Source organism: Zobellia galactanivorans (assembly GCF_000973105.1).
GTDB lineage: Bacteria > Bacteroidota > Bacteroidia > Flavobacteriales > Flavobacteriaceae > Zobellia > Zobellia galactanivorans.
In genome coordinates this window covers 5,069,958-5,091,959 of the sequence record NC_015844.1, presented here as the reverse complement: position 1 = coordinate 5,091,959, position 22,002 = coordinate 5,069,958, and the positions used below count along the sequence as shown (strand labels likewise).

The 22,002-nt window shown below is 38.6% G+C and carries 23 protein-coding genes; 15 read left to right on the top strand and 8 right to left on the bottom strand.

Going from position 1 to position 22,002, the window contains the following annotated elements; genetic code table 11:
- The first annotated feature begins 2 nt into the window (after positions 1-2).
- Genes ZOBGAL_RS20600 through ZOBGAL_RS20585 form a run of 4 tightly spaced genes read left to right on the top strand, consistent with a single transcriptional unit; the run spans position 3 to position 3,737 of the window.
- Positions 3-632, top strand: a complete 630-nt coding sequence (locus ZOBGAL_RS20600) for an ATP-binding cassette domain-containing protein (protein WP_013995697.1) — start codon at positions 3-5, stop codon at positions 630-632.
- Positions 629-1,870, top strand: a complete 1,242-nt coding sequence (locus ZOBGAL_RS20595) for an ABC transporter permease (RefSeq protein ID WP_013995696.1) — start codon at positions 629-631, stop codon at positions 1,868-1,870. The genes ZOBGAL_RS20600 and ZOBGAL_RS20595 overlap by 4 nt, the downstream gene beginning before the upstream one ends.
- Positions 1,860-2,297: a hypothetical protein gene (locus tag ZOBGAL_RS20590; protein WP_013995695.1), complete on the top strand. Its 438-nt coding sequence runs from the start codon at positions 1,860-1,862 to the stop codon at positions 2,295-2,297. Before ZOBGAL_RS20595 ends, ZOBGAL_RS20590 begins: the two co-directional genes overlap by 11 nt.
- A 30-nt stretch (positions 2,298-2,327) precedes the next feature.
- Positions 2,328-3,737, top strand: a complete 1,410-nt coding sequence (locus ZOBGAL_RS20585) for an alkaline phosphatase (protein WP_013995694.1) — start codon at positions 2,328-2,330, stop codon at positions 3,735-3,737.
- A 264-nt stretch (positions 3,738-4,001) separates the two neighbouring features.
- On the opposite strand, the gene ZOBGAL_RS20580 is transcribed toward ZOBGAL_RS20585, so the two are convergent.
- The 3 genes from ZOBGAL_RS20580 to ZOBGAL_RS23230 are packed head-to-tail and all read right to left on the bottom strand — an operon-like array spanning position 4,002 to position 6,025.
- Positions 4,002-4,907 (bottom strand): GTP-binding protein, encoded by a 906-nt coding sequence (locus tag ZOBGAL_RS20580; RefSeq protein ID WP_013995693.1) that lies wholly within the window; start codon positions 4,905-4,907, stop codon positions 4,002-4,004.
- Between the two features lie 58 nt (positions 4,908-4,965).
- Complete coding sequence (gene folE, locus ZOBGAL_RS20575; protein WP_013995692.1) at positions 4,966-5,631, bottom strand: GTP cyclohydrolase I FolE; 666 nt, start codon at positions 5,629-5,631, stop codon at positions 4,966-4,968.
- Positions 5,621-6,025: a MerC domain-containing protein gene (locus ZOBGAL_RS23230; protein ID WP_013995691.1), complete on the bottom strand. Its 405-nt coding sequence runs from the start codon at positions 6,023-6,025 to the stop codon at positions 5,621-5,623. Before ZOBGAL_RS23230 ends, folE begins: the two co-directional genes overlap by 11 nt.
- 79 nt (positions 6,026-6,104) lie before the next feature.
- On the opposite strand from ZOBGAL_RS23230, the gene ZOBGAL_RS20570 reads away from it, so the two are divergent.
- Entirely contained in the window at positions 6,105-6,491 is a 387-nt protein-coding gene (locus tag ZOBGAL_RS20570; protein WP_013995690.1) for a Fur family transcriptional regulator, read from the top strand.
- 337 nt (positions 6,492-6,828) lie between these two features.
- Here ZOBGAL_RS20570 and ZOBGAL_RS23705 read toward each other — a convergent pair whose 3' ends face one another.
- Positions 6,829-6,966 (bottom strand): hypothetical protein, encoded by a 138-nt coding sequence (locus tag ZOBGAL_RS23705; RefSeq protein WP_013995688.1) that lies wholly within the window; start codon positions 6,964-6,966, stop codon positions 6,829-6,831.
- A 299-nt stretch (positions 6,967-7,265) separates the two neighbouring features.
- Entirely contained in the window at positions 7,266-7,775 is a 510-nt protein-coding gene (locus tag ZOBGAL_RS20565) for a hypothetical protein (RefSeq protein WP_013995687.1), read from the bottom strand.
- A gap of 299 nt (positions 7,776-8,074) precedes the next feature.
- On the opposite strand from ZOBGAL_RS20565, the gene ZOBGAL_RS20560 reads away from it, so the two are divergent.
- Positions 8,075-9,382 (top strand): NAD(P)/FAD-dependent oxidoreductase, encoded by a 1,308-nt coding sequence (locus tag ZOBGAL_RS20560; RefSeq protein WP_046288121.1) that lies wholly within the window; start codon positions 8,075-8,077, stop codon positions 9,380-9,382.
- A 215-nt stretch (positions 9,383-9,597) separates the two neighbouring features.
- Here ZOBGAL_RS20560 and ZOBGAL_RS20555 read toward each other — a convergent pair whose 3' ends face one another.
- Positions 9,598-13,242 carry an ABC transporter permease/M1 family aminopeptidase gene (locus tag ZOBGAL_RS20555; RefSeq protein WP_013995685.1) on the bottom strand — a complete coding sequence of 1,215 codons (3,645 nt, stop codon included), beginning with the start codon at positions 13,240-13,242 and terminating at the stop codon, positions 9,598-9,600.
- 32 nt (positions 13,243-13,274) lie between these two features.
- Entirely contained in the window at positions 13,275-14,162 is an 888-nt protein-coding gene (locus ZOBGAL_RS20550) for an ABC transporter ATP-binding protein (protein ID WP_013995684.1), read from the bottom strand.
- A gap of 597 nt (positions 14,163-14,759) precedes the next feature.
- Here ZOBGAL_RS20550 and ZOBGAL_RS20545 point away from each other — a divergent pair.
- Together ZOBGAL_RS20545 and ZOBGAL_RS23630 are read left to right on the top strand one after the other, a co-directional pair.
- Positions 14,760-15,200: a DsrE family protein gene (locus ZOBGAL_RS20545; RefSeq protein ID WP_013995683.1), complete on the top strand. Its 441-nt coding sequence runs from the start codon at positions 14,760-14,762 to the stop codon at positions 15,198-15,200.
- 40 nt (positions 15,201-15,240) lie between these two features.
- Positions 15,241-15,387 (top strand): hypothetical protein, encoded by a 147-nt coding sequence (locus ZOBGAL_RS23630; protein ID WP_158499756.1) that lies wholly within the window; start codon positions 15,241-15,243, stop codon positions 15,385-15,387.
- A 46-nt stretch (positions 15,388-15,433) separates the two neighbouring features.
- On the opposite strand, the gene ZOBGAL_RS20535 is transcribed toward ZOBGAL_RS23630, so the two are convergent.
- Positions 15,434-16,033 (bottom strand): DUF6642 family protein, encoded by a 600-nt coding sequence (locus ZOBGAL_RS20535; RefSeq protein ID WP_013995681.1) that lies wholly within the window; start codon positions 16,031-16,033, stop codon positions 15,434-15,436.
- Positions 16,034-16,274: 241 nt separating this feature from the next.
- On the opposite strand from ZOBGAL_RS20535, the gene ZOBGAL_RS20530 reads away from it, so the two are divergent.
- From ZOBGAL_RS20530 to ZOBGAL_RS20500, 7 genes are all read left to right on the top strand, one after another.
- Positions 16,275-16,829 carry a LemA family protein gene (locus ZOBGAL_RS20530; protein ID WP_013995680.1) on the top strand — a complete coding sequence of 185 codons (555 nt, stop codon included), beginning with the start codon at positions 16,275-16,277 and terminating at the stop codon, positions 16,827-16,829.
- A 2-nt stretch (positions 16,830-16,831) separates the two neighbouring features.
- Positions 16,832-17,986 carry a glycosyltransferase gene (locus ZOBGAL_RS20525; protein ID WP_013995679.1) on the top strand — a complete coding sequence of 385 codons (1,155 nt, stop codon included), beginning with the start codon at positions 16,832-16,834 and terminating at the stop codon, positions 17,984-17,986.
- 1 nt (position 17,987) lies between these two features.
- Positions 17,988-18,941: a hypothetical protein gene (locus ZOBGAL_RS20520; RefSeq protein ID WP_013995678.1), complete on the top strand. Its 954-nt coding sequence runs from the start codon at positions 17,988-17,990 to the stop codon at positions 18,939-18,941.
- Positions 18,942-19,048: 107 nt separating this feature from the next.
- Entirely contained in the window at positions 19,049-19,354 is a 306-nt protein-coding gene (locus ZOBGAL_RS20515; RefSeq protein WP_123772354.1) for a hypothetical protein, read from the top strand.
- Positions 19,354-20,457: a glycosyltransferase family 4 protein gene (locus tag ZOBGAL_RS20510; RefSeq protein ID WP_013995676.1), complete on the top strand. Its 1,104-nt coding sequence runs from the start codon at positions 19,354-19,356 to the stop codon at positions 20,455-20,457. The genes ZOBGAL_RS20515 and ZOBGAL_RS20510 overlap by 1 nt, the downstream gene beginning before the upstream one ends.
- The gene (locus tag ZOBGAL_RS20505) at positions 20,454-21,071 is read left to right on the top strand and encodes a hypothetical protein (protein WP_013995675.1); all 618 of its coding nucleotides are present in this window, start codon (positions 20,454-20,456) and stop codon (positions 21,069-21,071) included. The genes ZOBGAL_RS20510 and ZOBGAL_RS20505 overlap by 4 nt, the downstream gene beginning before the upstream one ends.
- Positions 21,071-21,877: a hypothetical protein gene (locus tag ZOBGAL_RS20500; protein WP_046287624.1), complete on the top strand. Its 807-nt coding sequence runs from the start codon at positions 21,071-21,073 to the stop codon at positions 21,875-21,877. The genes ZOBGAL_RS20505 and ZOBGAL_RS20500 overlap by 1 nt, the downstream gene beginning before the upstream one ends.
- The last annotated feature ends 125 nt before the right edge of the window (positions 21,878-22,002 follow it).

Below are 22,002 nucleotides of genomic sequence, written 5' to 3'. Positions count from 1 at the left end.
ATATGGTTCAAACAGACAATCTCACATTCCATTACAAAAAAGCGGAACATACGTTCCGCTTTCCAAACATCGCTTTAAAAGAGCAAGAGCATTTGCTGATTTTAGGAAAATCCGGAATAGGTAAAACAACACTACTCCATCTTTTGGCAGGCCTTTTAAAACCCGCCAGTGGTGCACTAGTAATTGATGAAGTAGCTATCAACTCACTATCTCATTCGGAATTGGATAAATTCAGGGGACAAAATATTGGGCTTGTATTTCAAAAAAGTCATGCTGTCAGGTCTTTAAATGTTCTTGATAATCTAAAGGCACGCCTTTTTTTTAGCAAAAAATCCATCAACCATACTATAATCGATTCATTATTGGAGCAATTGGATTTAACCGAAACTAAAAAGAAACAGATCAATGAACTCAGCGAAGGTCAACTACAGCGTCTAGGAATTGCTATGGCCGTAGTACATAACCCTCAAGTTATTTTGGCCGATGAGCCTACCTCTAACCTAGATGATGAAAACTGTATGGCCGTATTACAATTGTTACAACAACAGGCCGGAAAAAATCGAGCAAATTTGATAGTCATTACCCATGATATCAGAATTAAGTCTGCGTTCAAAAATGTAATTACGCTATGAATAATTGGATAATAAGTCTCAAAAACATCAGTCATAAGCCGCTCTATGCCTTCCTTAGTGTATTCTCTCTATCCATTAGTATTGGTTTATTGCTAGGTATACAACAGTTGGACACTTCCATACAAAACCAGTTTGAAAACGGTATTGGCAATGTAGAAATGGTAGTAGGTGCCAAGGGCAGTCCTTTACAATTGGTACTTTCCTCGGTTCTACACATAGATAACCCAACGGGTAATATTCCATATTATGAAGTTGAAAAAATGGCTAAGAATCCATTAGTGAAGGACGCAGTGCCTATATCGTATGGAGATAATTATAAGAGCTACCGTATTGTTGGGTCTACCTTAGGTTTTGCAAAAATGTATGGTGCTGAACTTTTTGAAGGAAGAGAAGTCAAAAATTCTATGGAGACTGTTTTAGGCCATGAAGTAGCACAACAATTAGGCTTAAAACTGGGCGATACGTTTGTAAGTTCTCACGGCTTAACAGAGAATTCAATTGAACAACACGATGAATCCTTTATAGTTGTTGGTATTTATAAGCCTACGTACAAAGTTATTGACAGACTCATCATAACTGAACTAGCAAGTATTTGGCATGTACACCATCATAGCGAAGAACATGATAAAAATGAAGAAGTTCATAAGGAACATGACCACGATGAAGAACATGATTTACATGAAGCAGATGAAAGGGAAGTAACTTCTATGCTTGTTACCTTCAGAAACCCTATGGGTTATATGACCATGCCAAGAAACATCAATGCAAATACGGATATGCAAGCGGCCATGCCCAAATATGAGTTGGAGAGACTATTCCGTTATACGGCAATTGGGGTTAAAGCAATTTCTTGGATTGCTTATATAATTCTACTCATTTCGTCAATATCTATTTTTATTGGCCTTTACAAAATGGTCAGAGAGCGTTCTTTTGACCTTGCCTTAATGCGCACCTACGGTGCCAGTAATTTTCAATTGTTCCGTATTGTAGGCTTTGAAGGCATATTAATGATACTGGCTTCCTTATTTTTTGGTTTTCTGCTTTCTCAGATTGGGTTACATTTTATGGTCAATGTATTTAAATCCCAATTTCAACAAGATATAATTTTGACATTTTCTACTAACCAAATCCTACAGACCTTACTAATAGTAATAGCTATATCTGTGGTTTCAATTGTGTTGGCCATTCTCCCTTTATTAAAAATGAATATCTCAAAAATTTTAAGTGATGAAAAATAATTTCCTTTACGCGCTATTTTTGCTCATTTCTACGAGTGCTATGGGTCAGGTAGACCTTACATGGGATGACCTAGCCAAAATAGATTACACCGAAAAATATTTTCCGGCCTATGAATCAGACTTTCTATACCCAGAATTCAGTAAAGAAATAGTTAATCTTCAGGGCAAGGAAGTATCAGTTTCAGGATATTATTTAGACATAGACCCAAACGGTGAATTGATTATTCTATCTAAAAACCCATTGGCCTCCTGTTTCTTTTGTGGCAATGGCGGACCGGAAACGGCAATAGAAATACAGTTTAAATCCAAACCCGACTTTGAAACAGATGATGTGGTGCTTATAACTGGCACGTTAAAACTGAATAAAGACGATGTAGAGCACTTTAATTACATACTTACTGATTGCTCCGGTTTTCAATTGAAATAATCAGCCTCTTTACAACTAATAAATATAAAAATGAACAGAAGAAAATTTTTCAGAAACGGATCACTGGCCACTTTAGGAACAGCTTTACTACACCCAATTAGTGGTGCGGCCAATACTATTAAATATGATAGTAAAAATAAAAAAGCTAAGAATATTATTGTAATCGTAAGTGATGGAATGAGCACTGGCACCTTAAATATGACTGACCTGTATCTATCCAGAAAGACAGGTAAATGCTCAAACTGGTTACAGCTTTACAAAGACAATAAAGTAAGTAGATCCCTTATGGATATGGCTTCCGCCAGTTCTATCGTTACAGACTCAGCAGCCGCTAGCTCTTCTTGGGGAGGTGGTGTTCGCATTGCCAACGGTTCGTTGAATGTAAGTCAAAATGGAGAAGAACATTTACCCATTTGGCAAAAATTTAAACAAGCAGGTAAGAAAGCAGGTTGTGTTACTACTGTGCCCATCACCCATGCTACTCCTGCAGGTTTTTGTATAAATTCTAAATCTAGAAATGCCCAGGAACAGATAGCGGAAAAGTATTTAGAGTATAAATTTGATGTAATGATGGGTGGCGGAAACAATTATTTTGCTCCCGAGAAGAGAAAAGATAAAAAAGACATGTATGAGGCTTTTGCATCAAACGGATATGAAGTAGTCAAAACAAGAAACGACATGTTTTCCGCTTCAATTGACAAGCCTATATTAGGGGTTTTTCATGATAACGGACTTCCATATACTATAGACAGACAAAATAGTAAAGAGCTACTTCAAAAAGTGCCTACGCTTGGCGAAATGACCCAAAAAGCTATTGAGGCAATGAAGGACCACCCTAAAGGCTTTGTACTACAGGTAGAAGCAGGAAAAGTAGACTGGGCTGCTCATGGTAATGATATTGCCGGACTTATTTATGACCAGACCGCTCATGATGAGGCCATTCAAATAGCAATGCATTTTGCGGAACAAGATGGAGAAACATTAATTATTATTACCACCGACCACGGTAATGCCAACCCTGGAGTTATCTATGGAACTGAAGCGAATGATAATTTTGATACCATTCAAAAATACAAACATACTAATGAATGGATTTTAAACGGAATAGGTAAAGAGACTTCCATATCCCAAGTAAAAGAAAGGGTTAACTATGCTAATAATTTTGCAATTACCAATGAAGAATGCGAACAGCTATTGAGCTATTATGCCAACCTAAAAACAGAAGATGGGCTTTACAACCCCAAACATCTTCCTTTTAAGATTTTGGCTAAAATACAAGAACAGCATAATTCTGTGGGTTGGATAAGTATGCAGCATTCTGCTGATTATGTAGAACTGGCTTTGTACGGTCCCGGAAACCATCTATTAAAACCTTTTATAAAGAACACAGACCTTCATTACCTAATGCTGGAAGCGGCAGAAATTGAAAATAAATTCTAAAAATCTTTTACTACGTCTCAAAAAATAGTGCGCAATCATTATACTGATTGTACTAATCTAGGGGTGTATTTTAAGTTATTAAAAACAAAAAACCTTTCTGATACATCAGAAGGGTTTTGTCGTTAAAAAGATTCGAACCTGCGAGCTCCGCGTTACAAATGTGGCGAAATAACCAGCCTACACTAGATCCTCTTAAAATTATTATCTTCTTTATTCAATACTTGAAAAAACTTACTACCACTATCCTTTAGTTGCAGCTTTTCTTTAGGCATTTCTAACAATACTTTCTTTAATTACTTTTTCAAGTAGAGAAGGTTTACTACCTGGACCAATACTGAGTAGTTTTGAACCCGTTATAGGAATTCCATTAAAAGGTCTTATATGTACTTCTCCATTTGGAATCCGTTCAAAATAAGTAAAATCGGTTGCGTCACCAATTTTAGTGCAACCTTTTACTCTAAGAATACTTTTAGGCAATGCTGAACAAATAGAATGGATGCACATTGCGTTGGGTAAATCTGGCAAATCAACGGAGCACGAAGCCCAATGCGCTTTTTGGTGGTCAAACTTTTGTGCTGTGTTTTTAGATGGTAATAATTCTGGAAGCAATAAAACGTCCAGACTGTCCATACTAACTACTTTTGCAAGAGGGTTCAATTTTTTTAATTCATTAATTACTTGAGCTTTTCGGTTTTCACTTACGTTTTTAAGATGTGTTAAAACCAATAATGAAGAAACCTGAATTTGATTCGCTTCAAGCTCATTATGTTCGCCTCGCTTTTGCCAGTTTTTAATATCTACAACTGAAATTTGAATAGGAGGTAAAAATCTATCATTTAATCCAACACCCAAAAACTCCATTAAAGAACACGCATCAGATGTTCCGTTAGCTTCAATTAATGTAATTCCGTTTTTTCTTTCAGGAATTCTATTTACCGTATTTCTAAGATCAACGATACCGCTACAACAAATACAACTACCGCTTAAAGGCTTAATACTATTTAATTCAATTAGTTTAGCAAATTGCTGAGCATCCATATTTGCATTTTCATAATCGTTTAGAATAACAAATGAATACCAGCCGTTGTTAGAAAAATTTTCTACCAAATGTTTTAGTAATGTAGTTTTACCTGCTCCTAAAAAACCAACAACGGTAATAATAGCTTCCATTTTTTTATGCTTTAAATCTATAAAATTTGATGCCTTATTATAAAGTTTTGTTGCTGTTTTAAAGTGCTTGTTGATTTATGATATTTAAAAATTCTTTTCGGGTTGATTTACTTAAAAAACAGCCTCCATATTCTAAAGTAGTTGTAAAACTATTTTTATCTTTTATTCCTCTTGAAGAAACACAAAGATGTTTTGCGTTTATAACTACAATCACATCCTTTGTTTCTAATACGTTTTGTAAATCATTTAAAATTTGAAGAGCAAGCCTTTCTTGAACCTGCGGGCGATGTGAATAATAATCTACTAAACGATTAATTTTAGACAGTCCAATTACTTTTTTCGTTGGAACATATCCTATATGGGCATGTCCAACAATAGGTAAAAAATGATGTTCACAAGTTGAGTCAATGGTTATATTATGTTCTACAAGCATTTTCTTGTAACCATACTTATTTTCAAATGTAGAAAGTTTTGGTTTGTTAACTGGATTCAGTCCATAAAACAGCTCTTTTACATACATTTTAGCAAAACGAAATGGAGTTCCAGATAAACTATCGTCAGTTAAATCAAGACCCATTTCCTGCATTATCATTTTAAAATGATGTTGTATATTTTTGATTTTTTCAATGTCTGATTTCTCAAAGGCATCAGCTCGTAAAGGGGTTTCTATATTTGCAGAAAAGTGATTGTCTCCTACTATTTCAATTTGTTCTTTATCCTTCATTTACACAACATTTACTAGTATTACAATTACAGTATTTTTTATTATAAAGGTGTAGAATCACTAAAGCAAATGCAGGAACATAAATAATAGTTTCTGCTAAGGAAAATAATTCTAATTTTTCATTAACTATCACCAGTAATAAGATGAACCAACTTAACCACAACATGGGTTTAATCCACCTAATTGTTGTTGTTTGTGTAGTCCAGTAGATTGCAAAAAAGGATATAATTAAGAAAATAGTATCCATTAATTTCCACCATGTAGGTGGTGTACTGCAACAAGATAATGAACTGGCTTGAGCAATAAATAAAAATGGAGTGGCAATGCAATGAACAAGACACAAGGTACTGGCTAGAGTTCCTAAGATATCTGATTTCTGTTTTATAAGTATCATTTGTAATTTTTAACACAACTGAGTTGCAAATATAGAAATAGCATTTGTTAATGCAACTCTGTTGCGTTATATTTGCTTTATGGGTATCATTAGAAAAACGAAATCGGTTGAAGTTTTACTTAATGAATTTAATGATAATGCTTCAGGAGCAATTTCTGCTATTGCTTTAGTAGATCGGTTAGATTCAAAATTTAATAAAACTACTATTTATCGTGTTTTAGATAAATTAGAGGAAGATGGCATTTTACACTCATTTTTAGGTAAGAATGGCTTAAAATGGTATGCAAAATGTAATGGTTGTTCGGCAGCTAAGCATAGTGATATTCATCCTCATTTTCAATGTCTAGAATGTGGAAAGGTAGATTGTTTACAAGCACTTCATATTACTATTCCCAAAATCCCCAACAGGAAAATAGAGGTTTCTCAATTATTAATACAGGGGAAATGCGAAGAATGTTTTGTATAAGGTTATTCTCTAGTAAATGAGACTTATTTTATTACTATTCCCATTCCACACACATTACACTCCCCTCCTACCGTCGCTTCGGGCAAAGAGTATTCCATTACCTTTTTGAAGAAAACTTTCATAAAGAAAAAAATCAATCAATCAATGAAGATGATAACAACCTTGCCCGCGCACCATCTCGCTCAAAAAAGAAAGATTCTCAATCTTTATTTTTATGCCGTAATCAAAGCTCAAGTTATCCCGAACTAAATGCGGGACAGGCAATAACGCTGAACAATGTTGTATTATGGCGAATAGCTAATAGGGTTCTCTTCTGTTGTTTTTCGGTGTAAATCGCCTATTTCTTTTTGCTTGACTTACTTGGTTTTAACGAAGGTTTATTACCAGGTGTATTCTTGTTGTCTCTTCTTCTTTTATCAAGGGTGCCATCTTTCTTTTTGGGCTTGGGTCCGGGTTTAATTGCTTCAACTTTCATTTCACGTAAACTTCAATGATTCATGTTTTACCCAAAAATAATTGAAACTACGGAGGGTATTTTACGGGATCCTGTAATTGATTAAAATTTAAGTGCTTAACATAGGATATACTCCCCTCCTATCCTTCGACTTGGCCCACGACAAGCTCGTCGGTCAGTTGACAAGGGGTTATTCGCAAGATTCTTATAGGTGCCCATGAATACCAGGCATTTCTCGCTGGCATTAGAACAATGGATATAGTCCCAATAGCGGCTATGGGGATACTCATAAAAAAGAGGCACCCTCTTTCTTTTTTGGTTTAAAAGGCCCCTTTACGGACCGCTTCGTGCCAAACAAAATCATCTAATTCGTATTCGCTACCGTCAATGGTTTGAATATTCATTTCTAAATAAAGTAGATAGTCATCACTTTTGCCGGGATGGCTGCAATCTACGTAGCCTTCCCGATCCGGAAAGTTCAGTATAGGGGCATAAGTAAAAACCTCTCCGGGGCCGGGAACAAATGCTGATCGTACTACCAGCCTTAGGGTCGTCTTTGTCGCCTCGACACTTTCGGTAATTTCCATGGCTTCCCCTGTACTCGAATCCGATGAAGTACTGCGTAAGACTACCTGCTCGAAATAACTCGCAGGTAAGTCGTTCATCGTCTTCGTTGCAAATTCTATGATCAGGTTTCCAGAGGCGTCTTTTTCCACTTTGTCGATATTTATCGAAATAAAGGTGTCGCCAAACTGGTCACAATTGTCTTTCCAACAACTAGATACTACAAAGGCAATTACTAACAAAATGAACATATTTTTGGTTCCCATACCTATTTTTTTTGATGATATATCCTTTTATGAAAATGAAGGAAGAAGGTTAACGACCGAGGGCTACCTATACGCGCATTTACCTGATTTGCCCCACCAATCAAAGCCCGACTTATCCCAAAACATATTCGTAACGGGCCATAGACGGCGCGACTTGTACGGCTGTAAAGCACAACATGGTAAGGCCTTTTGCCGTATGGCTTCGTCAAGTGGTTTGGAATGCCGCTTGTGTAACCAATGTTACCGAAATGACACACAATTACGCTTATATTTATGAAATTCCTAAAATCATACTACAAATGAGCACACATCATCAAATTCTTATCATTGGTGGCGGTACCGCCGGAATTATGGTAGCCGCACAGTTAATAGAACAAAAAAAGGCCAAGGATGTCGCCATTATCGAACCGTCGGACACCCACTATTATCAGCCCGCTTGGACTTTGGTAGGTGCCGGGACCTATGACTATGACAAAACGGCCCGGCCCATGTCGTCCGTCATGCCGAAAAAGGCCACTTGGATCAAGGACAGGGCAACGGGTTTCGACCCCGAAAACAATACGGTACATACAGCGAAGCAAGGTGATTTTACCTATGATTATCTGGTGGTGGCCCCGGGACTGGCCTATGATTTCAGTCTCGTCCCCGGTTTGGGGGATGCCATCGACAAAGGGGTGGTCTGTAGCAATTACACCGATCCAAAACACACTTGGGAGGTCATTAAAAACTTTAAAGGGGGTACCGCGCTCTTTACGCAGCCAACAACCCCCATTAAATGTGGCGGGGCGCCCCAAAAGATCATGTACCTGGCAGAAAGCTATTTTCGAAAGAGCGGTGTACGCCCGAAAACGGATGTGCTATTTGCCACCTCAGGTACGGTAATTTTCGGGGTCAAGCAGGTGGCCAAAACCTTAATGAAGGTGGTGGATAGAAAGGACATCAATTTAAGGTTCTACCATAAACTGGTTGCCGTAGATGGCGAAAAGCAAATTGCTTGGTACGAAATGGGAAAGGATATTACCGCGGGCGGATGTGTCGTCATGTCCGGTGAAGACGACAGCGAATGCCTGGACGAATCGTTTCAATACAATTACAAGGATGTAGAGGTAAGCCAAGACGGTGATCGGTACGGCATTCACTACGATATGCTGCATACCGCCCCTCCCTCCGTGGCGCCCCAATTCGTAAGGGAGTCCCCTTTGGTAAACGAAGCGGGTTGGGTCGACGTCGATCCCAAGACCATGCAGCACAAGAAATACCCTAATATTTTCAGTTTGGGGGATGTTTCTTCCCTACCAACGGCCAAAACGGGTGCCGCCATTCGCAAGCAGGCACCGATAGTCGTCGACAATATCGATACCTTGATCAAGACCAAGCACAAGGGCAATAAGTCTTACAATGGGTATTCTTCATGTCCCTTGGTAACCGACTATGGAAAAATGGTCTTGGCAGAATTTGACTACAATAACAATTTTACTCCAGACCCAAAACTCAAAAACCTGTTGATCAAGGACAGCTCAAAGGAACATTGGAGGCTTTGGATGCTCAAAAAATACGGTTTGCCCTATCTGTATTGGAACAAGATGATGAAAGGCAAGGATGTCTAATGGCACCCCATTTCTTGGAAAAAAGAACGGACTGGGTTAAAAAATCCCTTGGCGGCATTGACGAAGCCCTCCATAGGGATTTATGGATGCCCGGGTTGGGCCCTCCCCTCCTACCTTGTTCGCACCATAAGCCGGCCCGTACCGAAGCAGCCCGATAAATCGTTCCGGCAAGAAGGCTAGGTTCGGGCGGGCTGTGCCATACCCGATGAAAAACACTAGTCCAAAATTTCATCTATCGTCATGATATTGTCATCAGGAACACGGTCGATCATTTTGTTATAAGGATCGATCCCCGCTTTAAGGGGTTCCTTATCGGTTATAAAGGTATGCGTTGATTTTCCGGGTTTCACCCATGTCTGTGCTACTACCAAAGGCGATTTAACGGTCATGCCCTGATCGTTTTCAATATCATTGTCAAACACTGCTAAATCGAGTAAATTAGCTTTGTTGCCTTCTGATAGTAATTTACCATTTCCATCAAAATAATTCTTAGCACTTTCTACAGTTATAGTCACTTCATACTTATCATCAGCTAGTTTTTTATAGTTAGCATCAGTAACCTTATTGGAATACAATGTTATCTTTTCAAAACTGTCCTCCAAATAATATTTGAGCGAATCCGGAGTCACCGATTTCATATACCCATACCATTCTATGGTTGTTGTAAACGGGGCTTCAGCCCTAAAACGCGCTGCTTCGGTATAGGCTTTGAACCCTTTGTTTAAGTTGGCCTCACCTATTAAATCTTGAAGTCCGTACAGTATCAATCCTCCTTTTTGATACCAGACATAGGCTTGACTGTCATTGTCCAAAAGCGTTTTTTCAAATTTACTTTCATTGGCCCTGCCTCTTAAATAGGTATCCAATTCATCTTTAAGAAATTTTTGCATGGCATCATCACCATATGCTTCCTTCATTACCATAAGTGCCGCATATTCCGCCATGGATTCTGAAATTTGATTTGCACCTCGCGTCGCCGATGGAGAAATTTGATGCCCCCACCATTGGTGTGCCACCTCATGGGAGGTGACGAAATAGAGGTAATCGACATCATTGGGATCATTAAAATCGCCCACCCAGGCGAAACTCTCTGAAAAAGGAACGGTATTGGGAAACGATTGGGCAAAAAATTGATACCGGGGAAACTCCAGGATACGAAGTTGTTTATATTGATAAGCTCCAAAATTTTCTGAAAAATAATCCAAGGAGTGTTTTACGCTCTTTACGAAGCGATCAATATTGTAGGTATGCGTTGGATGGTGGAATATTTCAATAGTCACTTTTTCTCCGCCTTTACCTGTCCAAACTTCGCGATGTACCTTATACGCTGCAGAGGAAATATTATAGAAAAAATCCAGTTCTCCCGTCATTTTATACCGGTAATAGTTACGACCGTTTTCTTTCCATTCTTTTTGTAACTGGCCGGGCATTATGGCAATTTGATCGGGAGCGGTACTCACAGTGCCTTCAAAAGTTACATAATCCGCATCATCGGTAAAGAGCAAATTGCTTGTTCCCCATGCATCCGTTTGTTCCGGATACTGATAGTCTTTTATGGGCAAACCATACTTTTTACGATCTTGGTCACTGGTTAATTCCTCTTCCGGACTGTACCCGAAAGATGGAAAATAGTCATTATTTAAAAATGTACCATTATAGACAATATCCGAACCGTAACCTTCATTGGGAAAACCTTGGTAAGAGGCCGCTACCTCTAATGCCAATGTAAGGGTGTCCTTAGGTTGCAAGGGGGTGTCAAAGGCATAGATTTCATAGCCGTAATCGTCATAACGCTTTCCCAGTTTGGGGACCTTGCCGTCTATGGTAAATGACTTCACTTCTTTCTTAAGCAGGCCTTCCGTCCCCCAGTTTAAGTGGAGGGAGTCAATTACTTCCTCCGTTTTATTTACCATTACATACCTGGCTTTGATGGTGGCAGAACGTTCTTCGGGCACTAAATCCGCATCAACCGTAACATCGATAACTTTGGGTTGCGCTATTTTGTCATATTTACTTAGGTTTTTTTCATAATCGGCTGATTTGATGGTACCTGCCTTAACCGTTCTGTACTTATTGAGCGTTTTGGTATTGTAATTTATAAATGCGCCCGAACCAATAAATACGGCCAACAGGGCCAGGCCCATACCCATAGTCCTTAGGTTTAGTCGTTCCTTTACCAATTGCCACCTTGCTTTTATGCCTGAATCCGTGCCGCGTTTCCAAAAGAGGTAACCAATGACCGTTAAAACGCCCCCACAGGCCAACCAATACATCCTAAACCATAACAAGGCTTCTCCAAAATGCCCAAAACCGTTCATATCGGAGACGATATAACGTGGGGCGTAACTATAGAGGTATAGATTATTATCAACCTCGGCCAAACTATTTAAACCAAAAAGCAAGGCCCATATGGCAATGGCAATGACATGGCCCATAAACTTTTTTGTGACCAATGAATGCACAAAAAAGGCCAGCATAACAAATGTGATGTACTTTGGAAATTCTATTAAATACAAGTCGGTGAAGTACTTGTCAAATTCAAAATTGAAGTAGCCCTTTATAACCTGGTTGAGCATTCCACTGACCAAAACCATATTTACAAGAATAAAACTCACCATCACCAATGCCAAGAATTTTGAACCATAAACAATGCGATTGGGTATAGGTAATGAGCCGAAAATTTGATCGTAGTTGACATTGCGTTCCCGATGTAACACTTCGCCGGTCATAAACACGATAAGGATGAATATGAGAATGATATAGGTGAAGTCCTTGACTTCCAACATATAATAAGTAAGCGGCAAAGAGGGTGTTCCGTAGGTAGGGAAGCCAAACCAAGCATCAAAAAACAAGAATAAAACCGCGGCAATAAGTATGGCCCTGAAAAAATTATCCCTAATGATATTTTTAAACTCGATTCCCGCCAACCGAAACAACAATTTGAAGTTCAATGCTCCGGAAAACACCTTTGCCACACGAGGTATTTTCGTTAATGCAGCTGAGGCTTTGGGCGTATCTAAATTGTCGTTTTTCTTTTTGGAGGTATAATTCTTGTTCAAGAATCGCTGAAAGTCGAATCTAAACAAGGTGTAGAAAAGGGTCATTAATCCTACCCCGACCCAAATAATGCGATTCCATAACAACATGCCATTAAAAGGAACCGTCTGGGTATTTTGTTCTTCAGGCGTCCAATATTGAATGGTATTTTCGTAAGTCCCAAGGCCAAATGGATCTATTAAACTTACCAGATCCTTGTTTTCTATGTCTTGCGTAAGTGTTATGGTAACGAGGTAGACAATAAAAAGAATAGCGCCACCCGCATAGGCTAACATTACCTTTTTGGTTAGACTCACCAAGGCGAAAAAAATACAGCCTGCGAAGAAAAAGTTCGTCCAGTACAAGATCAAGGTAGGTTGCACATAATGCCACAGATTAAAATCGGTAAATCGCTCCGCTTCCTCATAGCCCGCATACGGGCCGATAAAAAAACCGATGATCAAGCCTAGGTGCAGCCCGAGACTGACGAAAAAAAGTACGGACATAGAGCCTAAAAAACGACCTAGCAAGTACCCCTTTTCGCTTACGGGAAAAGAGAAATAATAATTTTCCGTTTTGTGCTCAATATCCCTATAAACGGGGACTCCCATAATCGCACTTGAAAGCATAATACCAAAAACACTAATAGTGGACAGCACGGTTGCAATGGCCACTGGCGAGTTTACAAAAACCTTTTCCGATGCAGGGCCATTACCCCCGATAGCCACAAAAAGTCCGAAAATTATCAGGATTCCAAAATAGGCCCAAGTTGCCGGGCGACCTAATCTATATTTGATTTCGAATAGAAAAATTTCTTTAAGCATAATTGAATGATTTAAGTGAATGAATGAAGCAATTATGCAGAAACAGTCTCCATACGAGATGTAATTTCAGCAAAGTAAACGTCCTCTAAATTGGCCGGACTAGCTTCAAAGGAAGCATCTGGCTTATCATCACTTAAAACATGGATTATAGTTTGCCCCGCTTTTAGATGCGTAGAAATGACCTGCATCCCAGACTGGTAGCTTTCCAGTTCTACCTTCTCAATAGCTTTTTTCCAAACGCGACCTTTAACGGCTTCGGTCAAAACAGCCGGATTGCCCTTTGCAACAACTTCACCAAGACAAATAATGGCCATATTGTTGCATAAATTGGAAATGTCCTCAACGATATGTGTCGATAGAATTACAATGGTATTTTCACCAATTTCACTCAATAAATTATGAAACCGCACACGTTCCGCAGGGTCGAGGCCGGCCGTGGGTTCATCTACAATAATTAAACGGGGATCACCGATTAGGGCCTGGGCAATACCAAACCGCTGTTTCATACCCCCGGAATAGGTGCCTAAGCTTTTGTTCCGCACATGCCAAAGATTGGTTTTTGTCAGTAAGGATTCTACCAAGTCCTTACGCTCACCTTTACTTGACACCCCTTTTAAGGAAGCAATATGGTTTAACATGTTGTACGAACTCACTTTTGGGTATACCCCGAACTCTTGGGGAAGGTATCCAAGAATTTTTCGCACCTCGGACTTATCATTTAAAATGTCTATTTCGCCAAGTGTAACGGAGCCGGAATCGGCTTGTTGTAATGTTGCCAAGGTGCGCATTAAAGACGATTTACCTGCACCATTTGGGCCTAGTAGACCAAACATTCCTTGGGGAATGGTCAAGGTAACATCTTTTAAGGCTTGAACGCCATTGGAATACGTTTTACTTAAATTCTTGATTTCTAACTCCATGTTTTTCAATATTGGTTGGTTTATTATGGGTACTCGATGCATTGGTTTCAGGGGGTTGAAAAATTCATTCTTCGATTACGGAATGATTTTTCTAGTATGCACGAAAAAAACTATAAAGGGGGAGCTAAAACTACGTTTACCATCAGTGCTTTTAACCGATGTTAACGCGACTGATCGAATAGTTACTTTTTCTATTCGATTAAAATAAATATTTTAATTACAATAAACGCAAATGGAGTTAAGTTTTTCGCTCCACAAGAATGATTTACTTGAGGAGCATCGAATATCTATATCGATATTTTAGGTCAATTGTAGGTTTTTACCATGAAGTTAAAGATTATTAATCATTCCTTTAGCGAGGGTTTGACTATAAACCCGATCCACATAACTTGCCCTTCCCGCCTACCTTAGCATTTTGTTCACAAAAAAGCCACACCCGTATTTTGCAAGGACACATGTCGATAGTCGGCGTAATGCCTTGTTTGCCCCTTGTAACAAAAGTTACGCTCCAAAAAAAAGTTGGACGATACCTTTGCCTAAAATTTGGTACTTTTTGCAAAATCACTCTTTTTGAACAACACTAAAAAATTTTAAAAAATGAAAAAGCAATTTTTAATCATCGCCTTATTCGCCTTAAGTTTAACGACTTCAGTGTCGGTCAATGCCCAAGTGAAAAGTGTACAAGAGATAGAAAACTCGATCAAAAACGATGGTAAATATGCCTTATTGGTCCAAAATTCCAATCATTTTATGGCATCGGTAATGACGGGCGAGGAATATAAGAACAAGAGCAAGGCTATTCAATTTGAAATTGTATTGATCGGAAAGGTCGTAAAGGACCTGGCTACCAACAAGGAGTTGGCGCCTTTGGTCGAAAAAGCCCAAAAACTAGGAATCCGTATTGTAGTCTGTGAATTTGCCATGAATAAATTGGGCGTCAAAAAATCGGACTATCCTTCCTATGTGGAAACCACTTCCAATGGATTTACCTATTTCTTCGGCTTGCAGGAAAATGGGTTTAAAACGATAAGCCTATAAAACAAGTGCCGGGAAAACGTTTTTTTAAGTCCCCTTTCCCTTGGAAAGTAACCGTCCAATAAAGGCCAAAGACACTCCCCAAGACTCCGAGGCGGCCCGATTTATCATAAAAAAGGCCCACGAACAGCAGGAAGGCCGGAAATTGCAGTTGGTGATCCTGGGTTGCGGTAGATACGCCGGTGTCTAAACGCATTTTCGCCAAAAAAAGCAATCATCGACCGATTTGTCTCGGTTTAATAATACAACCTAAAATCAAGTAATTTACAGGTAGTGTAATGCCTTTGGTGGAGCTCTTCTACCACATCGAACATATTATCGTCTTCCTTAAACAAATTGAAGAAGGCCTTGTCTAGATTGACACTGCTTATTCCCTTATAAGCATTGCCATAGCCAGAAATTGCTTTGGCGTTGGTGATATCCAAGAAATACTGAGCTTCGTCTTCGTCCAGGTCTAGGATTTTTTCATTGGAGAAATGTAGAATCTTCCCTTTTAATCGGCCTTCAAACAGCTCTGCAATTTCCTGTAAACTGTAGTAGTAGCCATTCAGGCAAATACTATTGGCTTCCCCCGCCATGACCAAATAAATAATTTCGTAGTCTTTAAAATTATGGTCATCCAAGACCAGGGCATTTAAGCTCGATTCGAGCCCTTCAATGGTATCACATGTTTTATAAATGCTGGCTACCCCGTATTTCATGGCCAATTGCCCCAAGTTTTCCTGTGTTTCGGTAAGCTTGTCCGTTTCTATCTCTTGAACCGCTTCCAAACAATAGATGAAATAATCGGTATCTATATTTTGTTCTTGGGGTAATTGTCGTCTTTTCTCTAGCAAGTCTCTTTAATTATGTAAAGTGTATGAGGCACAAAATTAAGGGAACTCTTTTATTCCCTTTAGCGTTTTCAGATAAAATACATGCTAATTATGGTTAAACCTTTAAAGCGATTCCTTGTGCCTAAGATTCTGATATTCGGTAAAAACCACCATCTAAAGCATAAGCTTAGTTTACATTATCATTTTAATTCCTATAATAATAATCAGATTTTTCTGTTAAATTAGCATAAAAACTATCCTTATGGTTATATCTATTGTGCTAATTGGTATTGTATGTATCTTGGTTTTCTATGTCATTTCGGTGTATAATGGATTGGTTCGGAAGAAAGTAGAAATGGAAGAAGGCTGGAGCAGTATCGATGTTTTTCTAAAAAAACGATATGATTTGATTCCGGGTTTGATAGAAACCGTAAAAGGCTATGCCAGTCATGAAAAAGAAACCTTTGAAAACATAACCAAGGCTCGAAATCTAGCTCAAAGCGCTTCTTCGGTCGATGAGCTGGGTAAGGCGGAAAGTGTTTTGAAAAATTCTATGGTCAATCTTTTTGCCATCGCCGAAAATTATCCGGATTTAAAGGCCGATCGAAATTTCCGAGAACTACAAAACGAGCTGACCTCATTGGAAGATGATATTGAAATGGCACGTAGGTATTACAATGCCACGGTAAAAGAAAACAATATCGCCATAGATAGTTTTCCGTCAAATATCATTGCCAATATGTTCACTTTTAAAAAGGGTGAGTTTTTTGAAGTTGAAAACGCGGCAGAAAAAGAACCGGTTAAATTCTCTTTCTAATTTTGGAGAAAAGAAATATCTACGCTACCTACGATGTGTTTCCAAGCGCAAAAGGTGCTTCTACCCATATCAGGGAGATGATCTTGGTTTCGTCAGGGCAATGTGATCAATTACAACTATTCTGTTTACGGGGCAATAGCTCCTACCCTGCCGTACAGACGGAGGGCAATATTTTTATAAAGCGTTATTACAACGAAGAAAAGCTGAACTATCTAGAAAAGGCTTCCCTTTTTTCCCAGCAACTATTTATCGATATCCAAAAGCATAAGGAATCTATTCAAATAGGTCATTTTAGGGATGTTTGGAGCGGCATGGGATTGATCGCCGAACCGAGTATAAAAACCATCTTTGAGGTCAATGCCCTAACATCGGTGGAACTCCCTTATAGGTATCCTGATCTAACCCCTTCCTTTCTACGGAAATTAAAGGAGCTGGAGTTGCAATGTTTACACAAATCGACCGTAATCATTACCCCTTCCGAGGTTACCAAAACTTATTTGGAAACCAATTTTTCGGTCGATGCCGATAAGATAAAAGTGATACCGAACGGGGCACATATACCCGATTCCTTTGAAAGGCCAATCGATGCCCCAGATCAATACCTCATTTATTTTGGGGCCATACAACCTTGGCAAGGTTTAGAGGTTTTGCTTAAGGCAATGACTTACTTAGAAGATTTTAAAGACCTAAAACTGGTCATTTGTTTGGCCGTAAAGGAAAAAGCCTTTAAACCTTATAGAAAACTATTGGAAAAACTAGGTTTGGAAAACCGCGTTATTCTAAAGTCTCGATTGCCTAAAAAGGAGTTGTACAACTATATACATTACGCAGAGGCCTCCATAGCCCCATTAAAAGCATGTGACAGAAATATTACACAAGGTTGTTGTCCGCTTAAGATATTAGAGAGTATGGCTTGTAAAACAATGGTAATCGCTTCGGAATTACCTGTGGTTTCCGAGTTGGTCACCGAAGAAGAAGCCCTACTTTTTGAGCCCGATAGAGAACAAGATCTGGCCCGGTGTATCCGGTTTATATTGGATGAGCCGGAAAGAAAGGAAAGCTATATAGCCAGTGCCTTTAAAAAGGTTCAAGGTGATTTTTTATGGGAGGATCAAAAAGCTAAATTGAAAAAAGTTTACCAAGATTTAATGCTCTGATATGGACAGACAAGGCAATGAATTAAATAAGGAACAATATATAGGAGCCCCTATAGAAAGAGCCCATTTGCACAGAGGTTTTAATTCTAAAAAAACACCTGTTAAATGGATTCGGTTTTTTAGGGCTTGTGTATTGCAAAGGGAAATAGCCCAAGAGAAAAAGAAGAAAAAAATAAAAAAGATATGGTTTATCTTTTTGGGTATTTTCATAGGTACTTTTATAACCTCTCCGCTAACGAACATTTCCCCTGCTTTTAAAATACTACCCGTCACGCTGGGTATGCTGGTGTTTCCCGGTTTGATAGTGGCGATTATCATGACCTATAGAACGAACAAAAAATTCAAAAGGAATTTCGCGGAAGGTTTTGACTTTTTTGCCGATTACTTTTCGGCCCTGTTTACCTTAATCGAAGAAGATTTGCAGGTAGAATCAAAAATAGCCTTAGAGGCCAACTTAAAACATACGATAACAAAGGAAAACCTTATTAAAAACGAGGCCTATACTAGCGAAACTAGGGGATTTATTAAAGGGGAAGAAGAGCATTATGAACGGGTAATAAGTAAAGGGTCGTGTTTGTTGTATGACGAATCGTTAGTCTTCTTTCAATTTACCGAAAGAACGAGAAAACGGATTATCCTAAAAAGAGGTAGTAGCGGTAAAAGAAAAACCAAACACAAGTATAGGGCGGCATATCCGTTTACCATTAAAATGAAGATACCTAAACACAAATACCAATTGAACCCGTCTGTCGATACGAAAGAAATAAGTTTTGTTGAAGATGATGCCTATTATGTTTTTAAAGTAAGCCGAAAATTCGATGTTAAAAAGGAAAACCCTGAGCAATACAATCCCTATAAGCAAAGTAGTATTACTGCTTTTGCGGTAGATTATTTTTCCTTGGAAGTCATTAACCTCATTAATACTTGCTACAGTTGTGTAACCCCTAGCGCTTAATTTTTATGGAAGAAAAAACAACACGTTGCGAAGAATTTACAGGGCTTTTTGTGGTTCGAAACTGTGAAAGTTACGCAACCATAGTCTGTGATAAATGCAAAAAAAATGTGTGTAATACACATGCCTTTAAAGCCAACCAAATTGTCAACCCGGGAAAAGAACACGCGGTCTATAAAAAAAATAATTCCATTTTATGCATTAGTTGTTTTGTAGAGTTCGATGCACGACTTACCAATGATATAGAACTCTATTCCAAGGACAGGTCGGTTTGGAGAAGAAAAATGATACATCGATTCCATGCCGAATACCCATACATGGTATTTTTGGCCGAAGATTACGGTAGTTTATTCGATAGGAGCTCTACTATATTTTTACATGATGATTCTGATGATGGATCTTATTTTGACAGTTAATGAATGTACTGCTTATCACTCAAAATTACCCACCGAATAAAGGTGGTATGGCCGTTTCCTGTGATCGATTGGTGCGCAACTTCAAAAGAAACGGAATAAGGGTGCATATCATCCATTTTTCGAACAGAAAGAAGAAATTCAGCACACAAACCATTGTTAACGGCACCTATTCCGCCGTACCGATTGAAAGCTCGGAGGAGTTTACCTTATCTTTAGCTGCCGAATTCATTCAGCAACTCCCCTTTTTAGACACGCTTAGCTATATTGGCATATTTGGGGGAAACCTGCCTATTAATTTAGGGCCTGTTTTATCTAAATGGATACATAAACCTTTGATTACCTTTATTAGGGGCAATGATTTTGATGAAGGTATTTTTTCGAAAAAGAGAAGCCATTTATTATATGCCCTTGAAAACTCTAGGTATATATTTACGGTAACTAGGGAGAAAAGGGAAAAGATAGACAGCCTTGTATCGCATAACAACACCTATTTTACTCAAAACGGAATCAATACCGCGTATTGGAAACCCGCTAAAAGCCACTTAGAAGGTATTGAAGGTTTAAAAAAGTCGTTCAATTCTAAAATCCCGATTGCTTTTATAGGGCAATTGAAAGCCAAAAAGGGAATTGTCAATTTTGTAGAAACCTTCGCGAAATTCCCTTATAAAAATGATTTTGTACTGTGTTTAATAGGTGACGTAAGCGAAGAAACCAAAACCTATATCCTTAATTTAGACATCAACGTTCGGTTTTTTTCTTTCGCGAACCAGAATGAACTGATATTGTTTTACAATGCCATCAATATCGTGGCCGTACCCTCTTTTTATGATGGAATGCCGAACGTATTATTGGAAGCTGCCGCCACTAAAAATATTGTGATCGGTGCCAATGTCGGGGGGATAAAAGATGTAATCAGCCATAAGAAAGACGGGTTCTTATACGATCCTTTGCAGTCAAATGAACTGTTAGACGTTTTATTGCAAATACATAAAATGTCCCCTTCCGAAAAAGAACGGATGTGTGAGGCATTGTTCCAGAAGATTAATACGGACTACACCGAAGAAATAGAAATATCAAACTACATAAACATTTTAAAACCATGAGAAAAACACACCTACTTTTTGTACTGACCCTATTTTTGCTGGTAAGTTGTAAAACAGAAACCAAGAACCCAACCGAAGCGACCATAGACAGCACTACAAGCACGTCTGTCAGCGCAAGCACAGATAAGCTTGATATTACTATTACAACCGCTGACGGAGCTGTATTGGGCGGATTTGACCTGTCTCCCATAAAAATCGTTGCAGACAACACAAACTATACTTTTAAAAGTAAACCTGACAAGCATAAGTTCTATGCCAATGGAAGAATGAAGTATGAGGTAAAATTCAAGGAAGAAAGTTTAAAATTACGCGACGAGGATTCCGAATTACTGTGGAAGGTTAAAATATACCCGGACAAGGTGAAAATTTCAGATAATGAGGAGAATGAAAATGCCTTTGAAGTAAGACCTTATGATGATAAGATCAAGATAAAGCGTGATGGTGAGGAATTGTATAGGGTGAACCTAGAAGGAAATATTATTAAAGTAAATGACAAGGAAGCTTATCAACTTTCTTCGGCCCAAGAGAGTTATGTCTATGCTATTTTGGCCATAGAAGAGATACCTGCTGAGCATAAATTGTTCATCATAGCCGAATTATTAAATAAGATATAGTGTATTTATTTTATGTGTACGGTGCCGGCTTCGGGCATATAAACAGGGTCCTTAATTTTATATACACGCAAGAAATACCCTTGAGGAAATGTGTGCTATTGACGAATTCTGTTTTTAATGATCGGGTGCCAAAAGCCATACAAACCCTACACAAGGAAGATGGTTTTTTTAAAGACCAGGTGAATTTCACCCTTTTTTTACTTGACTGTATAAAATCGTATAAGATAAACACATTGGTGGTTGATGTTTTTCCCGCAGGTTTTTACGGAGAACTTGAAAAAAGCATTCCCCTTCTTAATTCAATACAGACCATATTACTGGCCCGAATTTTAAACGAGGGTTACTTTGAAAAATATTCGTGTCCGGTTTATGAAATTGTATACACACTTGAAAACGGAATTGCCTTAGCGGATTATCGTTACAAAGAGGTAATTCCGTTTACTTTGCAGATACGGCCGAGAGAAGGCTCAGAAGCCTTAAAGCTTAAACGGCCGTTTTTTTTGGTCATGCATTCTTCACCCCTCGAAGAGGTTTTGCTATTGTACAAACAGGCCTTGTTATATCGCACCGATGAATATATTTATATCCATTCATTTGCGGAAATCCCAAAAGATCGGATGGGTGAAAACACCAGTAGTATAAATGGCGTGGGTATTGATGAAAAGACTTTGGAAAACGCTGCCAAAATTTTTACGGGCTGTGGTTTTAACACTATCCTAGAAACCGAAAAGTATAGAAAAAAACAGCATATCCTCCCTTTTAAAAGAAGGTATGACAATCAGTTTAAGAGAAAACAACTGCTTTAAAAAACGGGCATTTGCCGTCCCGTTGAAACCATGTTTTATTTTTTGGCCTACCCTTACGGTATCGGTCATTGACAACAAAGGAGTTTTTCTTTCTTCCGGTACAGGGTCAATGGCCTTTTTTAATA

Bases quoted from the DNA above. Each gene is read 5' to 3' on its own strand.
- ZOBGAL_RS20600 (WP_013995697.1), top strand. From the start codon at position 3: ATGGTTCAAACAGACAATCTCACATTCCATTACAAAAAAGCGGAACAT.
- ZOBGAL_RS20595 (WP_013995696.1), top strand. From the start codon at position 629: ATGAATAATTGGATAATAAGTCTCAAAAACATCAGTCATAAGCCGCTC.
- ZOBGAL_RS20590 (WP_013995695.1), top strand. From the start codon at position 1,860: ATGAAAAATAATTTCCTTTACGCGCTATTTTTGCTCATTTCTACGAGT.
- ZOBGAL_RS20585 (WP_013995694.1), top strand. From the start codon at position 2,328: ATGAACAGAAGAAAATTTTTCAGAAACGGATCACTGGCCACTTTAGGA.
- ZOBGAL_RS20580 (WP_013995693.1), bottom strand. From the start codon at position 4,907: ATGGAAGCTATTATTACCGTTGTTGGTTTTTTAGGAGCAGGTAAAACT.
- folE (WP_013995692.1), bottom strand. From the start codon at position 5,631: ATGAAGGATAAAGAACAAATTGAAATAGTAGGAGACAATCACTTTTCT.
- ZOBGAL_RS23230 (WP_013995691.1), bottom strand. From the start codon at position 6,025: ATGATACTTATAAAACAGAAATCAGATATCTTAGGAACTCTAGCCAGT.
- ZOBGAL_RS20570 (WP_013995690.1), top strand. From the start codon at position 6,105: ATGGGTATCATTAGAAAAACGAAATCGGTTGAAGTTTTACTTAATGAA.
- ZOBGAL_RS23705 (WP_013995688.1), bottom strand. From the start codon at position 6,966: ATGAAAGTTGAAGCAATTAAACCCGGACCCAAGCCCAAAAAGAAAGAT.
- ZOBGAL_RS20565 (WP_013995687.1), bottom strand. From the start codon at position 7,775: ATGGGAACCAAAAATATGTTCATTTTGTTAGTAATTGCCTTTGTAGTA.
- ZOBGAL_RS20560 (WP_046288121.1), top strand. From the start codon at position 8,075: ATGAGCACACATCATCAAATTCTTATCATTGGTGGCGGTACCGCCGGA.
- ZOBGAL_RS20555 (WP_013995685.1), bottom strand. From the start codon at position 13,242: ATGCTTAAAGAAATTTTTCTATTCGAAATCAAATATAGATTAGGTCGC.
- ZOBGAL_RS20550 (WP_013995684.1), bottom strand. From the start codon at position 14,162: ATGGAGTTAGAAATCAAGAATTTAAGTAAAACGTATTCCAATGGCGTT.
- ZOBGAL_RS20545 (WP_013995683.1), top strand. From the start codon at position 14,760: ATGAAAAAGCAATTTTTAATCATCGCCTTATTCGCCTTAAGTTTAACG.
- ZOBGAL_RS20530 (WP_013995680.1), top strand. From the start codon at position 16,275: ATGGTTATATCTATTGTGCTAATTGGTATTGTATGTATCTTGGTTTTC.
- ZOBGAL_RS20520 (WP_013995678.1), top strand. From the start codon at position 17,988: ATGGACAGACAAGGCAATGAATTAAATAAGGAACAATATATAGGAGCC.
- ZOBGAL_RS20510 (WP_013995676.1), top strand. From the start codon at position 19,354: ATGAATGTACTGCTTATCACTCAAAATTACCCACCGAATAAAGGTGGT.
- ZOBGAL_RS20505 (WP_013995675.1), top strand. From the start codon at position 20,454: ATGAGAAAAACACACCTACTTTTTGTACTGACCCTATTTTTGCTGGTA.